Below are 18,996 nucleotides of genomic sequence, written 5' to 3'. Positions count from 1 at the left end.
CACCGCCCGGGCTATGTCCGGGCGGTGCTTTTATGCGCCATCTCATCCTTTATCGCCCCCGTCACCGTTATTGCCCCGTGACCCTATTGCTGCCGCAAAGCAATTACAGGCTGGTAATGCCACGGTTGCCCTCCCCCGCTTCCGAAGATTGGATAAACAATGACCAACGCCCCTTATTCCGTCATTGAAAACAAATGGATCACGTTAAAAGACGGCACCCGCCTTGCCGCCCGCATCTGGATGCCCGACAGCGCCGACCTCACCCCTGTCCCTGCCGTGCTTGAATTTTTACCCTATCGCAAACGCGACGGCACCAGCCCGCGTGATGAGTCAACCTATCCCGTATTTGCCAGTGCCGGCATTGCCGGGGTCAGGGTGGATATTCGCGGTTCAGGTGAATCCGATGGGGTGATTGACGGCGAATACACCCCGCTTGAACTCGATAATGCCTGCGAAATCATTGCCTGGATCGCCGAACAGGCTTGGTGCAATGGTGCGGTTGGCATGATGGGCATATCATGGGGCGGTTTTAACTGTTTACAGGTCGCGGCCCTGCAACCACCCGCCCTCAAGGCTGTTATCTCCATTGCCTCGACAGTGGATCGTTATAACGACGACATCCATTATAAAAATGGCTGTCAGCTTGCCGTCCAGCTTTCCTGGGCGGGCACCATGCTGGCTTATCAATCCCGCGCACCCGACCCGGAACTGGTCGGCGATCGCTGGCGCGATATGTGGATGGAACGGTTACAAAACGAACCGTTTTTCATGGAAGAATGGCTGGAACATCAAACCCGCGATGATTTCTGGAAACATGCCTCGATCTGCGAGGATTTTGATTCTGTCAAAATTCCATCCATGGTGATGGCGGGCTGGGCCGATGGTTATCGCAACACGCCCATCCGCGCCATTGAAGGCATGCCCGACCGGGCCAAGGCGCTGATCGGCCCGTGGGTCCATAAATACCCGCATTTTGCGTGGCCAAAACCCCGTGCCGATTTTCACGGCGAAGCCATTCGCTGGTGGGATAAATGGTTGCGCAATGCCGATAATGGTGCGCAAACCCTGCCGCAAATGCGCGCCTATATTCTTGATGCGGTTAAGCCCGCGCCAAGGCGCGACCATGATGCCGGTTTCTGGATCGCCAAGCAAACCTGGCAAGCCCCCGCAAGGACCCATTTCGGCGTTGCCGATGCACGGCTGGTGGCACAAGATGACACCACAGCCGCCCCGAAAGGCAAAAGTGCTGATGTCTTCGTGAAATCGCCGCTTGATACCGGTACGGCGTCGGGCGAATATTTCACCCTTAAACCCGATGCCGAAATGGCGATTGACCAGCGCAGCGACGATGCCGGGTCGCTTTGCTTTGACAGCAAACCGCTTGAACAAAATCTGGATCTGTTAGGCCGGGCTGAAATTACCCTTGCGCTTGCGTGCGATGCCGACTGGGCCAATCTGTGCGCCCGTCTGGTCGATGTGCATCCCGATGGCACTGCGGCCCGCATTTCAGTTGGCGTGCTAAACCTTGCCCACCGCGACCCTGACGGAAACTATAACGACCCCAAACCCATGCCAACGGGTGAAAAAGTTTCGGTAACAGTGGTGTTTGATGCCTGTGGCTATCGCCTGCGTGCGGGCCACAAATTACGCCTTGCCCTGTCAACGGCCTATTGGCCCATGATCCTGCCCGACCCGTTCAATGCCGGGCTTACCATCGATACTGCCAGCATCGACCTGTCGCTGCCGTTACTGGGCGATCACGAAATCATCGATATGCCGGAACCTGAAAACCCCGATCCCCTGCCGACCTATATCGAACACCAACCCGCCACCACCCGGCGCGAGGTGCGCCATAACCTGACCCAAAACAAAACCGAATATTGCATTTCGGAAGATACCGGCAGGTTCGAACATCCCGATACCGGCCTTTCCACCCGCCAGATCCGCGATGAAACATGGGCAATATCGCTTGATGACCCCACATCAATGCGCGGCCACGCCGTTTGGACCTGCGATATGGAACGCGACGGCTGGTTTACCCGCACGGTGTGTACCGCCACACTTACCTGCACCAAAACCGACTGGCGCATCGCTGCCAGCGTCATCGCGGTTGAAGGTGATAACGAAGTTTACGAAAAAACCTGGAACCGCACCATTCCACGCAATTTCATGTAAAGACATAAACGGCCCGCAAGTCACATTGCGGGCCGCTACTTTCTGCCTGTTCGCGGCAAAATCGTTAAAGCATATTTCTTTTAATAAGACCCATTTTGTTTGTTTTTGGCGTGTCGTTTGGCAAGGCACAGCGCGCTGCGCGATGCGGCGCATCGGGCGAGCGGTGTAACGCCGCCAAACACCGCCAAAAATAAACCCTGCGGGCCGGTGCAGTCTACCGCCTGGCCGCGTCGAAATCCTTGTCCGTAAACCCATTACGCTCTGCGGACTTCTCCTTGCCAGGCTGTAGACTGCATCGGCAAAATGGATCTTATTAAAAGAAACATGCTTTAATCGCAAAACCCGGCAACCGCACGGCACATATGGTCAAACCCGGTGCGTGCGCCCGCACTCATGTGGCGTGCACGCAGCCAGCCATGCACCATTTGCGGTTCTTCACGGTATGTCACATTCACCCCGGCCTGTGCCAATTTGGCGCCATATTCGCGCCCGTCATCGCGCAGCGGGTCAAAAAAGGCCGAACTGATATAGGCCGGTGGCAGGTTTGATAAATCTGTCGCCCGCAGCGGGTTTGCCACCGCATTCTCATCGGGTGCTGCCAATATATCGCGGTAATAAAGCACATCTTGCGTTGTCAGGCCCGGTGCATTTGCCATGTCAATATAGGACCCGCGTGTAACATCGCCGCCCAATGCCGGGTAAATCAACACCTGCCCGGCAATGGCCCCGGCCAAACCGGCCTCGCAGGCCCGCAACATCAAGCCTGCAACCAAATTCGCACCGGCGCTATCGCCCATCACCACCAACCGTTGCCCGCTGGTAACAAGGTGGCGAAGCACGGTAAATCCATCATCCGATGCCGCAGGCCAAACATGTTCCGGGGCCAGCCGGTAATCCACCGCCACCAGCTCCGCCCCGGCATAATCGGCAATTTCGGCACAAATGGCGTGGTGGCTATCGCGCGAGCCCACAACAAAACCGCCGCCGTGCAAATACAGCAAACAGCATTTGGTGCGCTGCTTTGCCGGGTAAAAATACCGCACCGGCACGCCATCTATGGTGCTATCCTTAAATGTCAGCCCCTCGGGGTCGGCGGGGTTAAAGCTGGCACAAAACGCATCATACCAGGCGCGTTGCTGCGCAATTGAAGCATTCACGGCGTCGGGCGGATAAAAGGCATCGGCTTTTTTCTGAAATGCCAGAATACCTTCATCCTGTGGCATCGGTGCGGATGGCGTTTTTGGCGTACTGTCGCGCTGTGGGTCGGTCATGATTTCGCGTGTGTCCTTAATCTCGAACCTTAAATTTCAACGGCTTCGATGGCGGTTTTAAGCAAGGCGGCACTGCGATGCAGGGCCTCTTTTTCAGCATCATCAAGGGTTGGCATCAAATCGGCACTCACCCCGCCGGCCCCCACCACACGCGGGATCGACAAAGCAACATCGTCCACCCCGGCAACATGTTCGGTCACAATTGAAACCGACAAAACATCCTGCTGGTCCTGTGCAATAGACTTCACAATGCGCGCCAGCCCTGCGCCAATACCGTAATAGGTCGCACCTTTGCCATTAATAATTTTATAGGCGGCATTGCGCACACCATCGTCAATTTCGGCTTTCACATCATCGGTTAACGGCAACCCCATCTGGGCCGCAATCGACAATAACGGCTCCGACCCTGCCCGCGCATTCGACCATGCCAGAACTTCACTATCGCCATGTTCCCCCAAAACATAGGCATGCACCGATTGCGGCGAAATTTGCAAATGACGGCCAAGCAAACTGCGAAACCGGGCAGTGTCGAGGATCGTCCCCGAACCAATCACCCGGCTGGCGGGCAAGCCCGACAAGCGCACTGTAATTTGCGTCATGATATCAACCGGGTTTGACGCAATCAGCAAAATGGCATTGGGGGCCACGCGCAAAACCTCGGCCACGACCTCGCGAAAAACAGCGGCATTGCGCCCCAAAAGCTGCAAGCGGGTTTCGCCAGGTTTCTGGCTGACCCCGGCGGCCAAAATCACCACCGACGCCCCTTTTAAATCGCCATAATCACCGGCATAAACCATGCAGGACGACATAAATGGCACGGCATGGGAAATATCCTCGGCCTGGGCGCGGGCCAAATCGGCATTGCGATCAACAAAAATCACCGAACTGGCAATCCCCATCAGGGCAATGGCATAACCCGCCGAACTTCCGACCATTCCGGCCCCGACAATGCCAACTTTCATATCCCTGCCTCGCGCTAATTTGTGTCTGCATCCATCCTAGCGTAAAACAGGGTCTGTTGCACGGCACCGAAACAAGGATACAAAAATGACCCAGCCCGATCTCGCCACCCTGTATCGTCACTATATTGACTGCCTTAACAATCAGGACTGGGATAATCTGGCGCAGTATGTCCATACCGACGCCTCGCATAACGGGCGCAAGCTGGGCATCGCCGGATACCGGGCAATGCTGGAAAACGATTATCGACAAATCCCGGATCTGAAATTTAACATCGAAATGCTAAGCTGCGATGCGCCATTGGTTGCCAGCAGACTGATGTTTGACTGCACACCAAAGGGTGTTTTTCTGGGTCTTGATATCAATGGCAAAAAGATAAAATTCGCCGAAAACGTCTTTTACGAATTTCGCGACGGCAAAATCATCAATGTCTGGTCGGTTCTCGACAAGGCCGCCATTGAGGCCCAGATTTAAACGAGAAATCAGGATCAGTTTTCGTCAAAAATGGTTTCAACCACACCGTATTCATGATTTTCGATACCACATCGGCGTCCCTGCGCCACGGCCTGTACAAATCAAAACACCCCGCACATCATCATGTACGGGGTGCTTGTATGTAACCGGTTTGCTGAAAAATCAACGACCGTTTTTCTCGCGCCAGACTTTAAAATCAAGCGGAGTTTGCGGGTTGGTTGCCGGGTACAGCCCGACAATGGTTTTACCCGCCAGGACCTGCTCGGTCACAAAATCCTCGAACGCGGTCATTTCAAAGGCTTCATCGGCAATTTCGTCGGCAATCTTCGCCGGAATGATAATCACGCCTTCGCGGTCACCGACCACAACGTCGCCTGGAAAAACCGCAACATCGCCACAACCAATCGGCACATTGATATCAAGCGCCTGATGCAGCGTCAGGTTGGTCGGAGCCGATGGCCGGTTGTGATAAGCGGGGATTGCAAGCTCGGCAATTTCGGGTGAATCGCGAAAACCACCATCGGTAACAATCCCGGCCACACCGCGCACCATCAGGCGCGACACCAGAATGGAGCCAGCCGATGCCGCGCGGGCATCCTTGCGGCTGTCAATCACCATCACCGCCCCTTCCGGGCATTGCTCCACCGCAACCCGTTGCGGATGTTCCGGGTTTTGAAACACCGTAATCGGGTTTAAATCTTCACGCGCCGGGATATAGCGCATGGTATAGGCTTCGCCAACCATATTGGGGCCATCGGCCTTTAACGGGCGCACATCCTGAATAAACTGGTTGCGCAAACCGCGTTTGAACAGCGCGGTACACAAGGTGGCTGTGCTGACCTGCATATATTTTGCGCGGGTTTCTGCACTTAGTTTGGTGGTCATTTTTGAACGCTCCGCCAGATCAGTAAATATCGGGTTCACCGGCCGTCGGGCCGAAACCGGTTTCAAGAAAATCAAAATCGCAACCGTCATTGGCCTGTTTAACGTGGCGGCCAAACATCCAGCCATAGCCACGTGCAAAGGCCGGTTCGGGCTTCTTCCATTCCGAACGGCGCTTAGCCAGTTCTTCGTCCGATACCATCATTTCGATGGTGCGATCAGGAATGCTCACCCGGATCATATCGCCGGTTTTAACCAGCGCCAACGGCCCGCCAATCGCGGCCTCGGGTGCTGCATGCAACATGCAAGCCCCATAGGACGTGCCGCTCATGCGCGCATCAGACAGACGCAACATATCGCGCACACCCTGTTTCACAAGCTTGGTCGGGATCGGCAACATGCCCCATTCCGGCATGCCAGGCCCGCCCAGCGGACCAACATTGCGCAACACCATAATATGGTCGGCCGTCACATCGAGGTTTTCATCATCAATGGCGGCTTTCATTTCCGGATAGCTGTCAAACACCAGTGCCGGACCAACATGTTCAAAATATTTCGGATCACAGGCCGATGGTTTAATCACACAGCCATCGGGTGCCAGATTGCCGCGCAACACCGCAAGCGACCCTTCTTTATATATCGGGTTTGAAAGCGAGCGGATGACATCTTCATTATGCACCTTCGCCCCTTCCAGCGTTTCGCCCAACGGCACGCCGGTCACGGTCTGGCAGGTTAAATCCAGCTTGGGGGCAAGCTGGCTCATCAGGGCACGCAGGCCCCCGGCATAATAAAAATCTTCCATCAGATATTTATCACCGGTCGGGCGGATATTGGCGATTACGGGGGTTGTCCGGCTTAACCGGTCAAAATCGTTTAAATCAAGATCAACCCCGGCCCGGCGTGCCATCGCAATCAGATGGATCACCGCATTGGTCGAACAGCCGGTCGCCATGGCAACCGTTACCGCATTTTCAACCGATGCCGCAGTAATCACCTGATCGGGGCGCAAATCTTCCCACACCATATTCACAATGCGGCGGCCCGATGCCGTACACATGCGAATATGGTTCGAATCTGCCGCCGGGATCGAGGTTGCACCGGGCAACGTCATGCCCAGCGCCTCGGCAATTGCCGTCATGGTGCTGGCCGTACCCATGGTCATGCAATGACCGTAAGACCGCGCAATGCCGCCCTCAATGCCTTGCCATTCCTCGTCGGAAATATTTCCCGCCCGGCGTTCGTCCCAGTATTTCCACGCATCCGAGCCACTGCCCAGCACATTGCCATGCCAGTTGCCGCGCAACATCGGCCCGGCGGGCACATAAATGGTGGGCAAACCCATGCTGACCGCGCCCATGATCAGGCCCGGTGTGGTTTTATCGCACCCGCCCATCAGTACAACGCCATCCACCGGGTGCGACCGCAAAAGTTCTTCGGTCTCCATTGCCAGCATGTTGCGATACAACATGGTGGTGGGCTTCACATAGCTTTCCGACAGCGAAATTGCCGGCAATTCCATCGGGAAACCGCCCGCCTCGGTAATGCCACGGCGAATGTCATCGACCCGGAATTTGAAATGCGCATGGCACGGATTGGCATCCGACCAGGTGTTGATGATGGCAATTTGCGGTTTGCCTTCCCAGTCTTCCGGGCCCAGGCCCATTTGCATGGCGCGTGAACGATGCCCGAACGACCGCAAATCATCGGGGGCGAACCACCGTGCGCTGCGCAGGTCTTCGGCTTTGATCGTTTTCTTGTTTGTCATGAATTCCTCGGAACGGTGGTCGGTGGTCACAGGGTCAAAATTCAAATTCGGCGGCGCATGAAAGGCTGTGCTTCCCTTTGGTCTGGCAGATCCCCGGCGGAGCAAGCCCCACTGGACACCAACGGGGCACTAACAGAGAACTGATACGCCAGATGGTCGGCAAGAAGATAAAAAAACAGGATACAGCTAACTTTCCGCGCCTGCCCTGAAGTTGTTTTGCGTTTGGCCGGATAGTAAAATATTAGTATTGCGCTTGCAAGCCATATTGTAGGATAAGAGGAAGTGACATAGGAAAGAGCACGATGAGACAAAAGATTACCAGCGGCATCCCCGAGGGAAGCCTGGACACAACCCCATTTCAAATCAACCGGAACCGCCCGGTTGCGCTGCAGGTTTATGAAGACCTGCGCGACAGGATTGTCTCGCTTGATTTACGGCCGGGTTACAGCCTGTCGCGTGCTGTGCTGGCCGATTTTTATGGTGTCAGCCAAACCCCGGTGCGCGAAGCGTTTTTAAAGCTGGAAAAGGACGGACTGGTTGAAGTTTTTCCGCAATCAAAAACCCTGATTGCCCCGATCAGCATCCATAAGGTTAAATCCACCCATTTCTTGCGGACATCTCTGGAACTTGAAGTAGCGCACAATCTGGCGCTGGCAATGGACAAGGCGAAAATCACGCCTGCTGAAAAAATCCTGTCTGATCAACGCGACAACAGCATGGATACTGCTGCATTCTCGCGCCTGGACAGCGCCTTTCACCGCGCCCTGTTCATTGCGGCTGGCTACGAGGATTTGTGGGAAGTTGTCCGCGAACATAGCGGTCATCTGGACCGGGTCCGCTGCCTGCAATTGCCAACCCCGGGCAAGATCGAACGGGTTATTTTCCAGCATGGCAAAATCCTTGATGCCATTCGCGCATCCGACCTGCACACAGCCGAATCCCATGTCCGCGACCATCTTTCCGGCTCGCTTAACGAACTCGATAATATTATCCAGAACAACCGCGAAATGTTTGGTGCCTGATCTGCGCCGCCCGGACGCAGCCTTACCCGCGCAACCAAACATCGCAGATTGTGCCGTCGCCCAGATCAACGCGCTAGAACCGCAAGCTCGGCAGGGCGGAAACGCCCCAAAACGGCTTAGCCCGCCTTTTGTTATGCGGGACATTGTCTCTTATTGCACGCAACAACAGCATTGTTTTGCAGCAAATTTCCCGTGTGACAAGATGCCGGCCTGCGCAAACAAAACGATACCCGCAACGTCGGGTACGGCCTGCCAAAACATGCAATGAAAGCATAAGGCCCGTTGCTATCGCACCCGCGCTCGAACATCGTCCTTTGCGCAACCTGAAATAAACTGCGATCTGGAGGACATATAAAATACAGCGCAAAGCCCCCAATAGCACCTTTTATGCCTCTGTTAATTGACACTGATATATTAGTATGCTATTTGACAAAAAATAAGGCTGGCACTTATAGCTGGCATCTTCAGGGAGGAAAGAATGAAGATCTCACGTTTGACAACTTTCATCGTATCGGGCGTTGCCGGTATGACCATGGCAATGGCGGCACATGCTGCGGATTACACGCTTAGTGTAAACACAGCCCTTGCCACCACCGACCCGCTTTATAAAGGCCTTGAAGCCTTTGTTAAAAATGTCGATGAACGCACCAAAGGCCAGATCAAGGTAACCCTGTTCCCCAATTCGCAGCTTGGCCCGGATGAAGACGTGCTCGAACAGGCCCGTGCCGGTGCCCCGGTTGCCGTTATTGTCGATGGTGGCCGCCTGGCCGTTTTTGAAAAAGAATTCGGCATTCTTGGCGCCCCGTATCTGGCACAGGGCTATGATGGCATTCGCAAGGTCGTCACATCCGACCTGTTTGAAACCTGGGTGCAAAAGCTGCGCAAGGCTTCAGGTCATCAGGTTCTGTCGTTTAACTGGTGGCAGGGCGAACGCCATTTGCTGACCAAAAAACCGATCACGAAACCGGCTGACCTTAATGGTCTGGTTTTGCGGACCCCGGGCGCACCGGTCTGGACCGAAACGGTCAAGGCAATGGGCGGCACGCCGACCCCGATGCCGTTCTCTGATGTTTACAGCGCCCTGCAGCTTGGCACGATTGACGGTACCGAAGCACAGCTTCCCGCTGTTATCGGCGCAAACCTGCAGGAAGTGATCACGCACATCACCAAAACCGGTCATATCAACCTGATCACCGGTCTGGTCACCAGTGCCGCATGGTTTGACAGCCTGCCGAAAGATTTGCAGAAAATCCTGCGCGAAGAATCACTTAAAGCCGGTGACATTGCATCTTACGGCACCCGTGATGCGCTGGCATCGATTGAACAGCAGCTTAAAGACGACGGCGTTGAAGTCTCCGAAGTCGACACCACCCCGTTCAAGGAAGCCACCCAGGGTGTTTACGAAAAACTGGGTTACAGCGAACTGCACAAGCAGGTCGACAAAATCCTGAACCAGTAAGCCTTCTGACAGACGAGGGGCCGCCCAAACGGTCCCTCGTCTGTATTATATCCGTGCTAGATTTTTGTGCCGGATATCGATCGGGCAAAAACCTTCCTGAATTGACCGGCATGTGATGTTCAGGTGTGATATTTATAATCCGGCTAACGGGCCCTGTTTTGCCCTGCAGCACCGTCTTTTCTGGTGGCATATCAGCACTGCAAGTTCCGATTTTCACACACCGGGTTGCATTTTAAAAACGCACTGATACCCCAATTCACCCATCCCACCATCGGTCCATGGCGCTTTTGGGCGCCCAAGCAAAGGGAGGAAAACCGGGCATGAAAAAACGTCTGGCTCAGGCCGAGTTTGCACTGGTTTCCGCAATATTCATCGCCATCGTCATGCTGGTTTTTGTCGCTTCCATCATGCGGACCTTTGGTCACCCCGTCATGTGGTCGGTCGATATGGCGCAATTGCTGTTTATCTGGCTGTGCTTTTTTGGTGCCATCCGCGCCATGCGCCAGCGCGGCCACCTTGGCGTTGACCTGTTTGTCCGCATGGCCCCGCACCGTTATCGGCTGATCATTGAAACGGCTGTTGGCCTGATTTTCTGCGCCATGCTGGCCGTTCTGGCAGTTGAAGGCTACGACCTGACGATCCTTAACAAGCAACGCCAGTTCGGCGATTCCGGCATTTCCTATGCCTTTGTCACCATTGCGGTGCCGGTTGGGTCGATCATTCTGGGCGGCACCATCATTTACAATATCATCGATGCATGGCGCAATCGCCGGGCGCAAACCGTTCTGGTTTATTCGCTGCCCGAAGAAGAGGTTGACGCAATCCCGCCGGTGACCACACCTCCCACGACCACGCAGGAAATCTGACCATGCTGTTGATCGGTTCCATCTTTTTGTTTTTCCTGATCATTGGCGCCCCGGTATCCTTTGCCATTGGCCTGTCAGGTTTCGCATTTTTTGTCACATCCGATGTCATGCCATTGTCTATCGGTGTGCAAAAAATCGCCGCTGTTTCGCAAAGTTTCCCGCTTTTGGCCGTGCCGTTTTTCGTGCTGGCCGGGCATTTGATGAATGAAAGCGGTATCACCGACCGCCTGTTCAAATTTTCCAACATCGCCGTTTCGTGGATGGCCGGTGGTCTGGCACAGGTTTCCATTATCCTGTCGACGTTAATGGGGGGTATCTCCGGTTCTGCCGTGGCCGATGCCGCTATGGAAGCCCGCGTTATTGGCCCGAAAATGATCGAAAACGGCTATTCCAAAGGCTTTTCCGCTGCCGTTATCGCGCTTAGCTCGCTTATCACTGCCACCATCCCGCCATCCATCGGGCTGATCCTGTATGGCTATGTCGGCAATGTTTCGATCGGGCGGTTGTTTCTGGCGGGCATCATTCCCGGTATATTAATGATGATTGTGTTGATGGTAACGGCCTATATCATCGCCAAAAAACGCAACTACGTTGCCAAGGATGCCCGCAAACCCACCGTGCGCGAACTGACCGTGGCTTTCTGGGAAGCCAAATGGGCACTGCTGTTTCCGTTATTGCTGATCATTACCATCCGTGGCGGGTTGTTTACCCCGTCCGAAGTTGGCTCGTTTGCAGTGGTTTATGCCGTTGTCGTCGGTATTTTCAGCCACCGCGAACTCAGCTTTGCCGACATCAAACGTGCACTGGCCGACGCAATTTCCGACCTTGGCATGATCATGCTGATCATTTTAATGTCGGGCATGGTTGGCTTTGCCATTACGTTTTTGCAAGTTCCACAAACTGTTTCGGGCGCACTGTTATCGGGCCTTAGCAACCCGACCGCCATTGTTGCCGCCATTCTGGGCATTCTGTTTATCGCCGGGTTGTTTGTGGAAAGCACGGTTCTGGTGTTGCTGCTAACACCAATTTTTGTGCCGATCATTAAACAGCTTGGCGTTGACCCGGTTCATTTCGGCATTCTGATGATGACACTGGTCACCCTGGGCTCGATGACCCCGCCGGTGGGCGTGGCCATGTATACCGTCTGCGCAATCATGAATGTGCGGGTTGAACATTACGTTCGCGAATCCCTGCCATTTCTGGCCGCCATCCTGGTGCTGGTTTTTGCCTTGCTGATGTTACCCGACGTGGTGTTGTTCCTGCCGCGACTGGCCTTCTAACGCCACACCCAAACACCCTGTTCCAACCCAAAACCCCTGCCGTTATATGCGCGGCAGGGGTTTTGTCTATACAGGCGTCGGTTTCACTTCGACTTGTTTCTGCGTGGTTCTTATCTTTCGGCCAACAAGCCGCGCAGCGCTTCCGAGAAAAGGCGGATAGCATTGCGGTTGCCAGAAGACGATAATGTCACAGCCCAGATATCAAAACTTATCGCCGGTTCCAGATCGACACAGACAAGATCGGTTTGCGGCAGGGAGCGCGCGGTGAACTCGTCGATGATGGCACATCGTTTTAAAATTTGCGCCGTCGGGGGGACGGCTTCAAGCGAGTTACACGTCACCGCCCCGCCCAAACTCAGCCCGCGCATTCTAAGGGCTTCTTCAAGAACATTGCCAATCGGCCCGCGTGCAGTAGTGTCGACCATCGGATAGTCAAAAACCTGTTCCAGTGTCACCTGGCTTTTTTGCGCAAGCGGGTTTTCGCGCGGTACAATCGCCTTGAGTTTCCCCCGGCCCAACAGGGTGAATTCCTCGCCGTGCATCGCCACCCGCCCAGCCATAATCCCAAGGTCAATCAACCCGGCATGCAGCAATTCCAGCTGATGGGCTGCCTTGCCAATATCTAGGATCAGGCGCAATTGGGGCATTTTCTGCATTAATCTGGCCGATGCCTGCGGCACAAAATGGCTCATCATCAGGCCGATCGACATCACGGACAGTTTCCCGCCCACCCCTTTTTTCAGCGCTTCAATGCGGCCTTCAAGCTGGCCAATGCCGTCTTGCAAGAACCGGCTTTCGCTGTAAATCGCATCAGCATCAGCCGTTTGTAAAATGCGCCCGCGTTCCAGCACAAACAATGTCAGGCCCGAAGCCGCCTCGAAATCGCGCAAATGTTTGCTAACCGTTGGCTGTGACAGGCCAAGGGCACGTGCCGCGGCACTGATCGAATTGCGTTCATAAACCGCGCAAAATACCTGCAATCGCTGAAGCGTTATTCCGCGCATAAACCATCCCCATGCCTGATCCGTCCAGATTTGACCCATAGTATATAGCTATGGATGAAGGAAATATTTTCTATTTCCTATCGCAGGAAAGCACGCCAGTCTTGCTTTAAATAAAAAACAGAAAGGGGAATAGGATGCAGGCGGTATTTCTGCTTATCCTAATCGGAGTGGGGCTTTTATCTGGCGCGGCGATAGCCTATGTCATCGGTGCGGCATCAATCATGACGTTTATTCTGGGCGGCCACGCCAATTTCATGGCGGCCCTGCCACAGCGCCTGTTTAGCCAGTTAGACGTCTTTGCTTTTCTGGCAATGCCACTTTTCATCTTTGCCGGGGATTTGATGAACCGGGGCGGCATTGCCTCCGCACTGATCGATTTTTCGATGTCATTGCTGGGCCGGGTCAAAGGCGGGCTGGGCCATGTCAACATTTTAACCAGCGTGTTTTTTGCCGGTGTGTCAGGATCGGCGGTGTCCGATGCCGCCGCATTGGGCAATTCGCTGGTGCCCGAAATGCAAAAACGCGGTTATTCGCTTGATTATGCCGTCGCCATTACCGGCGCGTCCTCCATCATCGGGCCGATCATTCCGCCGTCCAGCATCCTGATTTTTTATGGCGCATTGATGAACACATCGGTTACGGCCCTGTTTGCCGCCGGTGTTGTGCCGGGGCTGCTTTTAGCCGCCGTGCTGATGGTGATGAACGCCTTTTATGCGTGGCGCGACGATCATCCCGGTGGTGGCGACCCGTCGACCATTCCCCCGATAAAAAAGTCGTTTTTGCGCGCCCTGCCTGCAATGACCCTGCCGATCATCATTCTGGGTGGCACCCTTTTTGGGATCATGACACCGGCCGAGGCCGCCGGAGTTGCGGTTGGCGCGGCCCTGATCATTGGCTTTTCATATCGCAAGCTGGACCTTGAAGCGGTTCGCCAAAGTGCCATTCGCACGGCCGTATTGTTGGGCGCATTATTTATAATTTTATGTGCGATTTCGACCTTCTCCTATATCGCCGCCCTGGATCGTTTGCCGCAGGCAATTGCCGCCCAGATCACGGAATGGGGCCTTGGCCCACTGCAATATCTGATGCTGGTCAATGTGGTGTTTTTAATTGCCGGTATGGCAATGGATGTCAAAGCCGCAGTGGCATTATTCGCCCCGATTTTTGTGCCTGTTGCGCTGGCGATGGGCATTGATCCGGTCCATCTCGGCATCGTCATCTGCTTTAATATTTCGACAGGGCTGTTATCGCCCCCCATTGGCGGCGTCCTGCTGATTTTGGCAACCACATGCAACATCAATTACTGGCGGCTGATCCGCGCAACGCTGCCGTTTTTCTTTGCCGAAGTCGCCCTGCTGATCGTGCTGACGTTCTTTCCGGCCATCTCACTGGCTTTGCCACATGCCCTGGGGCTTAGCTGATAACAAAAAAAGGGCACAACAGAGGAGTTCACGTAACATGACGTTGATGAAATCGGGGAAGGCGCTTGCCTCTCTCACCCTGTTATTAACCACAGCCATGGCGGCCCCTGCATTTGCCGCTGATGTTAAAATCGCCATGAACGGCATTGACGACCCGACAACCAATGCCGAAGCCGCCTTTGTCCACGGCTTTGCCAACGCGCTAAAAGGCACAGACTTCAAGGCGGTTATTTTCCCGTCCGACACGCTGGGCAGCGAAAAGGAACGGTTTGACGAAACAGCCCAGGGGCTGGTTGAAGTTGATCTGGCGACCGTTTCCACCGGTGTCGGTATGAGCCCGCTATTAAAAGGCATTTTGCTGCCTTTCCTGTTCAAGGACAGCAATGAATTCGACGCTGTTATTGAAAAAAGCGACCTTCTTGACGAGATGAACAAACCGCTGCTTGAGAACGGCGTTCGCCTTGCCGGGTTCAACTATATCGGTGTCGGCATTGGCATTCACAACAGCCAGCATGACGTAACGAAAATGTCCGATCTTAAAGGGCTGCGGCTTCGCGCACTGAATGCCGAACAGCTCGAATATGAAGAAGCCCTGGGGGCCAGTGGCACAATCGTTGCGTGGTCCGAAGTCGCCAATGCCATTCAGGTCGGTATTGCTGATGGTTATCTTAACCCGCCGAACTCGTCGCTTCGAACCGGTCACACTGCCTTTCTAACGCATTTCACACCGGCCAATATTTCGCCCTCTACCCGTGCTGTTTTTGTATCTAACGACTGGTACGAAACATTATCGGCCGACGAAAAAACCCAAATCGACAAGGCGCTTGATGCCGGGATTACCGCCAACCGCGCATGGCTGGCGAACTGGAGCGACAGTGTCATGGCCCGTATGGAAAAAGCCGGTGTGACCATTTCCCAACTCGAACCTGGCGAGCGCGACAAGATGGTCAAGGCGACCGCGCCAACATGGACATCGATCATGGCGGTCGACGACTTACAGAAATATCTCGACGCACTCAAAATCGTACGCAACTAAACAAGAGGCGGTGAAGGTGAATACGATCCGAAAAACAGCCCTGGCAATCAGCCACGGCCTTGATCAACTTGCAGGTTTTATTGCCATTATCGCACTGGCGGTGCTGGTGGGATCGGTGCTGTTGCAGGTTGTCGCCCGTTATCTGTTCGCCTCACCGCCCTCCTGGACCGAAGAACTGGCACGCTATGCCATGATCTGGGCGGGTTTGATCGGCGCCACCATGAGCTTTAAACGCCGATTTGACCCTGCCCTTTTCACCGGCAGCAGCACCGGCGGCGGCCTGATAGCTGTCATCACCGGCACCGTCCAGTCTGCCGTCGTCATCATCTATCTTACCCCGGTTCTCTGGTATTGCTTCGTCGGACCGGGCAACAATCCGGCACGCGGCTTCCTTTTGCGCCACAGTCGTACCATGGCCGACGCCCTTGATTTCTCGACACTCTGGGTCGCGATTGCCGTACCGCTCATGATCGTGATCATCTTTGTTCACGTCATCGCGCGCTGGGCGGGCGATGACGGCGCCCCTTCTGCGCCCGCAAAAGCCGACACGTTCAACTAAGGCCGAATATGCAGGCATTTCCACGAATAGCTCGGCCAAGAGCCGCCCATAAACACGCCTGAACAACAATAAATTATAAGTATTCTGGAGTTTCCGACGATGCAAGCTGATGTCATTTTTCGCAACGCCGATATTGTGGACGGCACAGGCCAACCGCGCATACACGGCGATGTCGCAATCCGTGACGACCGGATTGTCGCCATTGGCGCACTGGCAAAATGGCATGGCGGGCGCGAGGTTGATTGCACCGGCCTCACCCTTGCGCCGGGCTTTATCGACCCGCATGTTCATCACGACGAGGCCCTGCTAACTGATCCCGGTATGGATTGCATGCTGAGCCAGGGTGTGACGACGATCATTGCGGGTAATTGCGGTTTTTCAATTGCTCCCCTCACAGCGACGATTGATATTTTGCCCCAGCCGCTCGGCATGATCCTGACATCGAGCCGCCCCCGCTTTGCCCGTTTTGCCGATTATCGTAACCAGTTGCGCCAGTCACCCGCCGCTGTTAATTCCGCCTGCCTGATCGGGCATGGCACCTTGCGCATTAACGAAGTTGCCGACCTTGGCCGCCCGGCAGATGCCGCCGAACTAAAAGCGATGGAAAAATCGCTAGATCAGGCATTAGGCGAAGGCGGCATTGGCGTCTCGACCGGCCTGTTTTATCCTCCGGCGCGGGCTGCCACCACCGAGGAAGCCATTGCCATGGCCCGCATTGCCAGGGCGCATGGCAAACTTTATGTCACCCATATGCGCGACGAAGGCGATCAGGGCATTGAAGCCCTGGAAGAAACGTTTGAGATCGGGCGCGAGGCCTGTTGCGGGGTTCACGTTAGTCATCATAAATGTGCCGGTCTTGCCAATCACGGCCAGTCGGAAATTACCCTGCCAATGTTTAGCAAGGCGATGCGCAATCAGGATGTCAGCCTTGATACCACCCCCTGGACGGCATCTTCGACCATGCTGAATTCCGGCAGGCATCGCCAGGCAACCCGCGTGATTGTGGCAGAATCGCTGGCTTATCCGAAAATGGCGGGCCGCGACTTGGCCGACATTGCCAAGGAATGGAACACCGATATCGACACCGCGATGGAGCGTTTGCTACCCGCCACCGGTATTTTTTTTATTATGGATGAAAGCGATGTCCGGCGCATTTTGTCATTTGAACATACCATTATTTGCTCGGACGGCATTGCGCGCGGCACCCATTCGCACCCGCGTGTATGGGGCACCTTTCCGCGTGTTTTAGGCCATTATGTGCGTGATATAGGCCTGTTTACGCTAGAAGAAGGTGTGAAACGCATGACATCAATGCCTGCCGACCGCTTCGGCCTTAAGGATCGAGGGCGGATCAAGGACGGCGGCTTTGCCGATTTGGTGTTGTTTGACCCGGCAACAATTGAATCTGGTGCGACCTATGAAAAACCCAAAACACCGGCACATGGCATTAAAAGCGTATGGGTGAATGGCCGTGAGAGCTGGTCGGATGGGGCAAACAAGGGCGCGCGTGCCGGTATGCTGCTGGACCGCGACCCGAGCGTTTTATCATGACCTAAAAGCAAAGCCCCTGCCGTTATCTGCGACAGGGGCCTGGTCTATGTATAACGTTGGTCGAGCCAACCGCCTTAACCGGTATATTTTTGAACCGTCTGATCAATCATACCAAAAATGGATTGGCCATTTTCATCGCACATGGCAATTTTGACATTATCGCCAAACCGCATAAATGGCGTTGCCGGTTTGCCATCGCGGATGGTTTCAATCATACGAATTTCGGCAATGCAGGAATAACCCGCCCCGCCATCGGCCACCGGTTTACCCGGTTCACCGTCCAGTTTGTTCGAAACCGTACCCGAACCAACAATACTGCCCGCGCATAGCGGCCGGGTTTTGGCGGCATGGGCGACCAGTTGGCCAAAATCAAACGTCATGTCGATACCGGCATTGGCCCGGCCAAACGGCTTGCCGTTCAAATCAACATTCAAAGGCAAATGCACCTTGCCACCGTCCCAGGCATCGCCCAGTTCATCGGGCGTAATCGCAACCGGTGAAAAGGCCGAGGATGGTTTAGACTGGAAAAAGCCAAATCCCTTTGCCAGCTCGCCGGGGATCAGGCCGCGCAACGACACATCATTAACCAGCATGATCAAACGAATGTATTTACGCGCATCTTCGGGCGTAACACCCATTGGCACATCGCCGGTAATAACGGCAACCTCGCCTTCCATATCAATGCCCCAGGCTTCGTCACCCAGCACAATCGGGTCGGTGGGGGCGAGAAAACTGTCTGATCCGCCCTGATACATCAACGGATCAGTCCAGAAACTTGCCGGAATTTCCGCCCCGCGCGCCTTGCGCACCAGTTCAACGTGGTTAACATAGGCCGATCCATCGGCCCACTGATAGGCACGCGGCAGCGGTGAATGGGCCTGTTTTTGATCAAACGGCTGACCGCAATCTGTGTCGCTTTCCAGCCGGGTTGCAATATCGGCCAGCGGATCGGTCAGATCATTCCAGTGATCAAGCGCGAATTGCAGGTTCGGGGCATGGTCGCAGGCGATATAACGGGTTAAATCGCGCGATACCAAAACCAGCTTTCCATCACGGCTGCCGTCTTTCAGGGTGGCAAATTTCATCGGTCCTGTCTCCTTGCCGGATGTTTCCGGCTATTTTTAAAATTATATTTCAAATAGTGAAATTTGGGTTTTCCTCGTCTCTGCGAAGTCAATTCGCAGGGACGTGGTTAGGTGCGACGGCACCGCGCCGCTTATGCCGCGTAAGGCAAGGGCTTCCAAGAAGCCCTCCCGCCGATTGAGGGCTGG

16 protein-coding genes are annotated in these 18,996 nt (G+C 54.7%); 10 read left to right on the top strand and 6 right to left on the bottom strand.

Annotation, left to right across the window (positions count from 1 at the left end; all coding sequences use genetic code 11):
* Nucleotides 1-159: 159 nt before the first annotated feature.
* Entirely contained in the window at nt 160-2,175 is a 2,016-nt protein-coding gene (locus TMES_RS14400; protein ID WP_085583746.1) for a CocE/NonD family hydrolase, read from the top strand.
* 329 nt (nt 2,176-2,504) lie between these two features.
* Here the strand turns inward: TMES_RS14400 and TMES_RS14395 are convergent, their stop codons facing one another.
* Both TMES_RS14395 and TMES_RS14390 read right to left on the bottom strand, forming a co-directional pair.
* On the bottom strand, nt 2,505-3,446 hold the full coding sequence (locus TMES_RS14395) for an alpha/beta hydrolase (RefSeq protein WP_085583744.1): 942 nt from the start codon (nt 3,444-3,446) through the stop codon (nt 2,505-2,507).
* A 29-nt stretch (nt 3,447-3,475) separates the two neighbouring features.
* Complete coding sequence (locus TMES_RS14390) at nt 3,476-4,408, bottom strand: L-lactate dehydrogenase (RefSeq protein ID WP_085583742.1); 933 nt, start codon at nt 4,406-4,408, stop codon at nt 3,476-3,478.
* 85 nt (nt 4,409-4,493) lie between these two features.
* Here TMES_RS14390 and TMES_RS14385 point away from each other — a divergent pair, with 85 nt between their 5' ends.
* Nucleotides 4,494-4,880 (top strand): ester cyclase, encoded by a 387-nt coding sequence (locus TMES_RS14385; protein WP_085583740.1) that lies wholly within the window; start codon nt 4,494-4,496, stop codon nt 4,878-4,880.
* A 162-nt stretch (nt 4,881-5,042) separates the two neighbouring features.
* Here the strand turns inward: TMES_RS14385 and TMES_RS14380 are convergent, their stop codons facing one another.
* Together TMES_RS14380 and araD are read right to left on the bottom strand one after the other, a co-directional pair.
* Nucleotides 5,043-5,765, bottom strand: coding sequence for a ribonuclease activity regulator RraA (locus TMES_RS14380; protein ID WP_085583940.1), 723 nt, complete (start codon nt 5,763-5,765; stop codon nt 5,043-5,045).
* Nucleotides 5,766-5,784: 19 nt separating this feature from the next.
* Nucleotides 5,785-7,527 (bottom strand): L-arabinonate dehydratase, encoded by a 1,743-nt coding sequence (gene araD, locus TMES_RS14375; RefSeq protein WP_085583938.1) that lies wholly within the window; start codon nt 7,525-7,527, stop codon nt 5,785-5,787.
* A gap of 302 nt (nt 7,528-7,829) precedes the next feature.
* Here araD and TMES_RS14370 point away from each other — a divergent pair, with 302 nt between their 5' ends.
* The 4 genes from TMES_RS14370 (at nt 7,830) to TMES_RS14355 (ending at nt 12,154) form a co-directional block, all read left to right on the top strand.
* Entirely contained in the window at nt 7,830-8,549 is a 720-nt protein-coding gene (locus TMES_RS14370; protein WP_085583738.1) for a GntR family transcriptional regulator, read from the top strand.
* A 478-nt stretch (nt 8,550-9,027) separates the two neighbouring features.
* The gene (locus tag TMES_RS14365; protein WP_085583736.1) at nt 9,028-10,008 is read left to right on the top strand and encodes a C4-dicarboxylate TRAP transporter substrate-binding protein; all 981 of its coding nucleotides are present in this window, start codon (nt 9,028-9,030) and stop codon (nt 10,006-10,008) included.
* Between the two features lie 320 nt (nt 10,009-10,328).
* A complete protein-coding gene (locus TMES_RS14360; protein ID WP_085583734.1) occupies nt 10,329-10,874 on the top strand; it encodes a TRAP transporter small permease in 546 nt (181 codons plus the stop codon).
* Nucleotides 10,875-10,876: 2 nt separating this feature from the next.
* Nucleotides 10,877-12,154, top strand: coding sequence for a TRAP transporter large permease (locus tag TMES_RS14355; RefSeq protein WP_085583732.1), 1,278 nt, complete (start codon nt 10,877-10,879; stop codon nt 12,152-12,154).
* A 110-nt stretch (nt 12,155-12,264) separates the two neighbouring features.
* Here the strand turns inward: TMES_RS14355 and TMES_RS14350 are convergent, their stop codons facing one another.
* Complete coding sequence (locus TMES_RS14350; protein WP_158091241.1) at nt 12,265-13,158, bottom strand: LysR family transcriptional regulator; 894 nt, start codon at nt 13,156-13,158, stop codon at nt 12,265-12,267.
* 134 nt (nt 13,159-13,292) lie between these two features.
* Between TMES_RS14350 and TMES_RS14345 the strand changes: the two genes are divergently transcribed.
* From TMES_RS14345 to TMES_RS14330, 4 genes are all read left to right on the top strand, one after another.
* Complete coding sequence (locus TMES_RS14345; protein ID WP_085583728.1) at nt 13,293-14,579, top strand: TRAP transporter large permease; 1,287 nt, start codon at nt 13,293-13,295, stop codon at nt 14,577-14,579.
* Nucleotides 14,580-14,616: 37 nt separating this feature from the next.
* Entirely contained in the window at nt 14,617-15,615 is a 999-nt protein-coding gene (locus TMES_RS14340) for a TRAP transporter substrate-binding protein (protein ID WP_085583726.1), read from the top strand.
* 16 nt (nt 15,616-15,631) lie between these two features.
* Complete coding sequence (locus TMES_RS14335) at nt 15,632-16,174, top strand: TRAP transporter small permease (RefSeq protein ID WP_085583724.1); 543 nt, start codon at nt 15,632-15,634, stop codon at nt 16,172-16,174.
* 99 nt (nt 16,175-16,273) lie between these two features.
* Nucleotides 16,274-17,725 carry an N-acyl-D-amino-acid deacylase family protein gene (locus TMES_RS14330; protein ID WP_085583722.1) on the top strand — a complete coding sequence of 484 codons (1,452 nt, stop codon included), beginning with the start codon at nt 16,274-16,276 and terminating at the stop codon, nt 17,723-17,725.
* 74 nt (nt 17,726-17,799) lie between these two features.
* On the opposite strand, the gene TMES_RS14325 is transcribed toward TMES_RS14330, so the two are convergent.
* The gene (locus TMES_RS14325; protein WP_085583720.1) at nt 17,800-18,810 is read right to left on the bottom strand and encodes a fumarylacetoacetate hydrolase family protein; all 1,011 of its coding nucleotides are present in this window, start codon (nt 18,808-18,810) and stop codon (nt 17,800-17,802) included.
* Between the last annotated feature and the right edge of the window lie 186 nt (nt 18,811-18,996).

This window comes from Thalassospira mesophila (assembly GCF_002115755.1).
Classification (GTDB): domain Bacteria; phylum Pseudomonadota; class Alphaproteobacteria; order Rhodospirillales; family Thalassospiraceae; genus Thalassospira; species Thalassospira mesophila.
The sequence above is the reverse complement of the archived record's forward strand: the minus strand, read 5'-3'. Positions and strand labels throughout refer to the sequence as shown.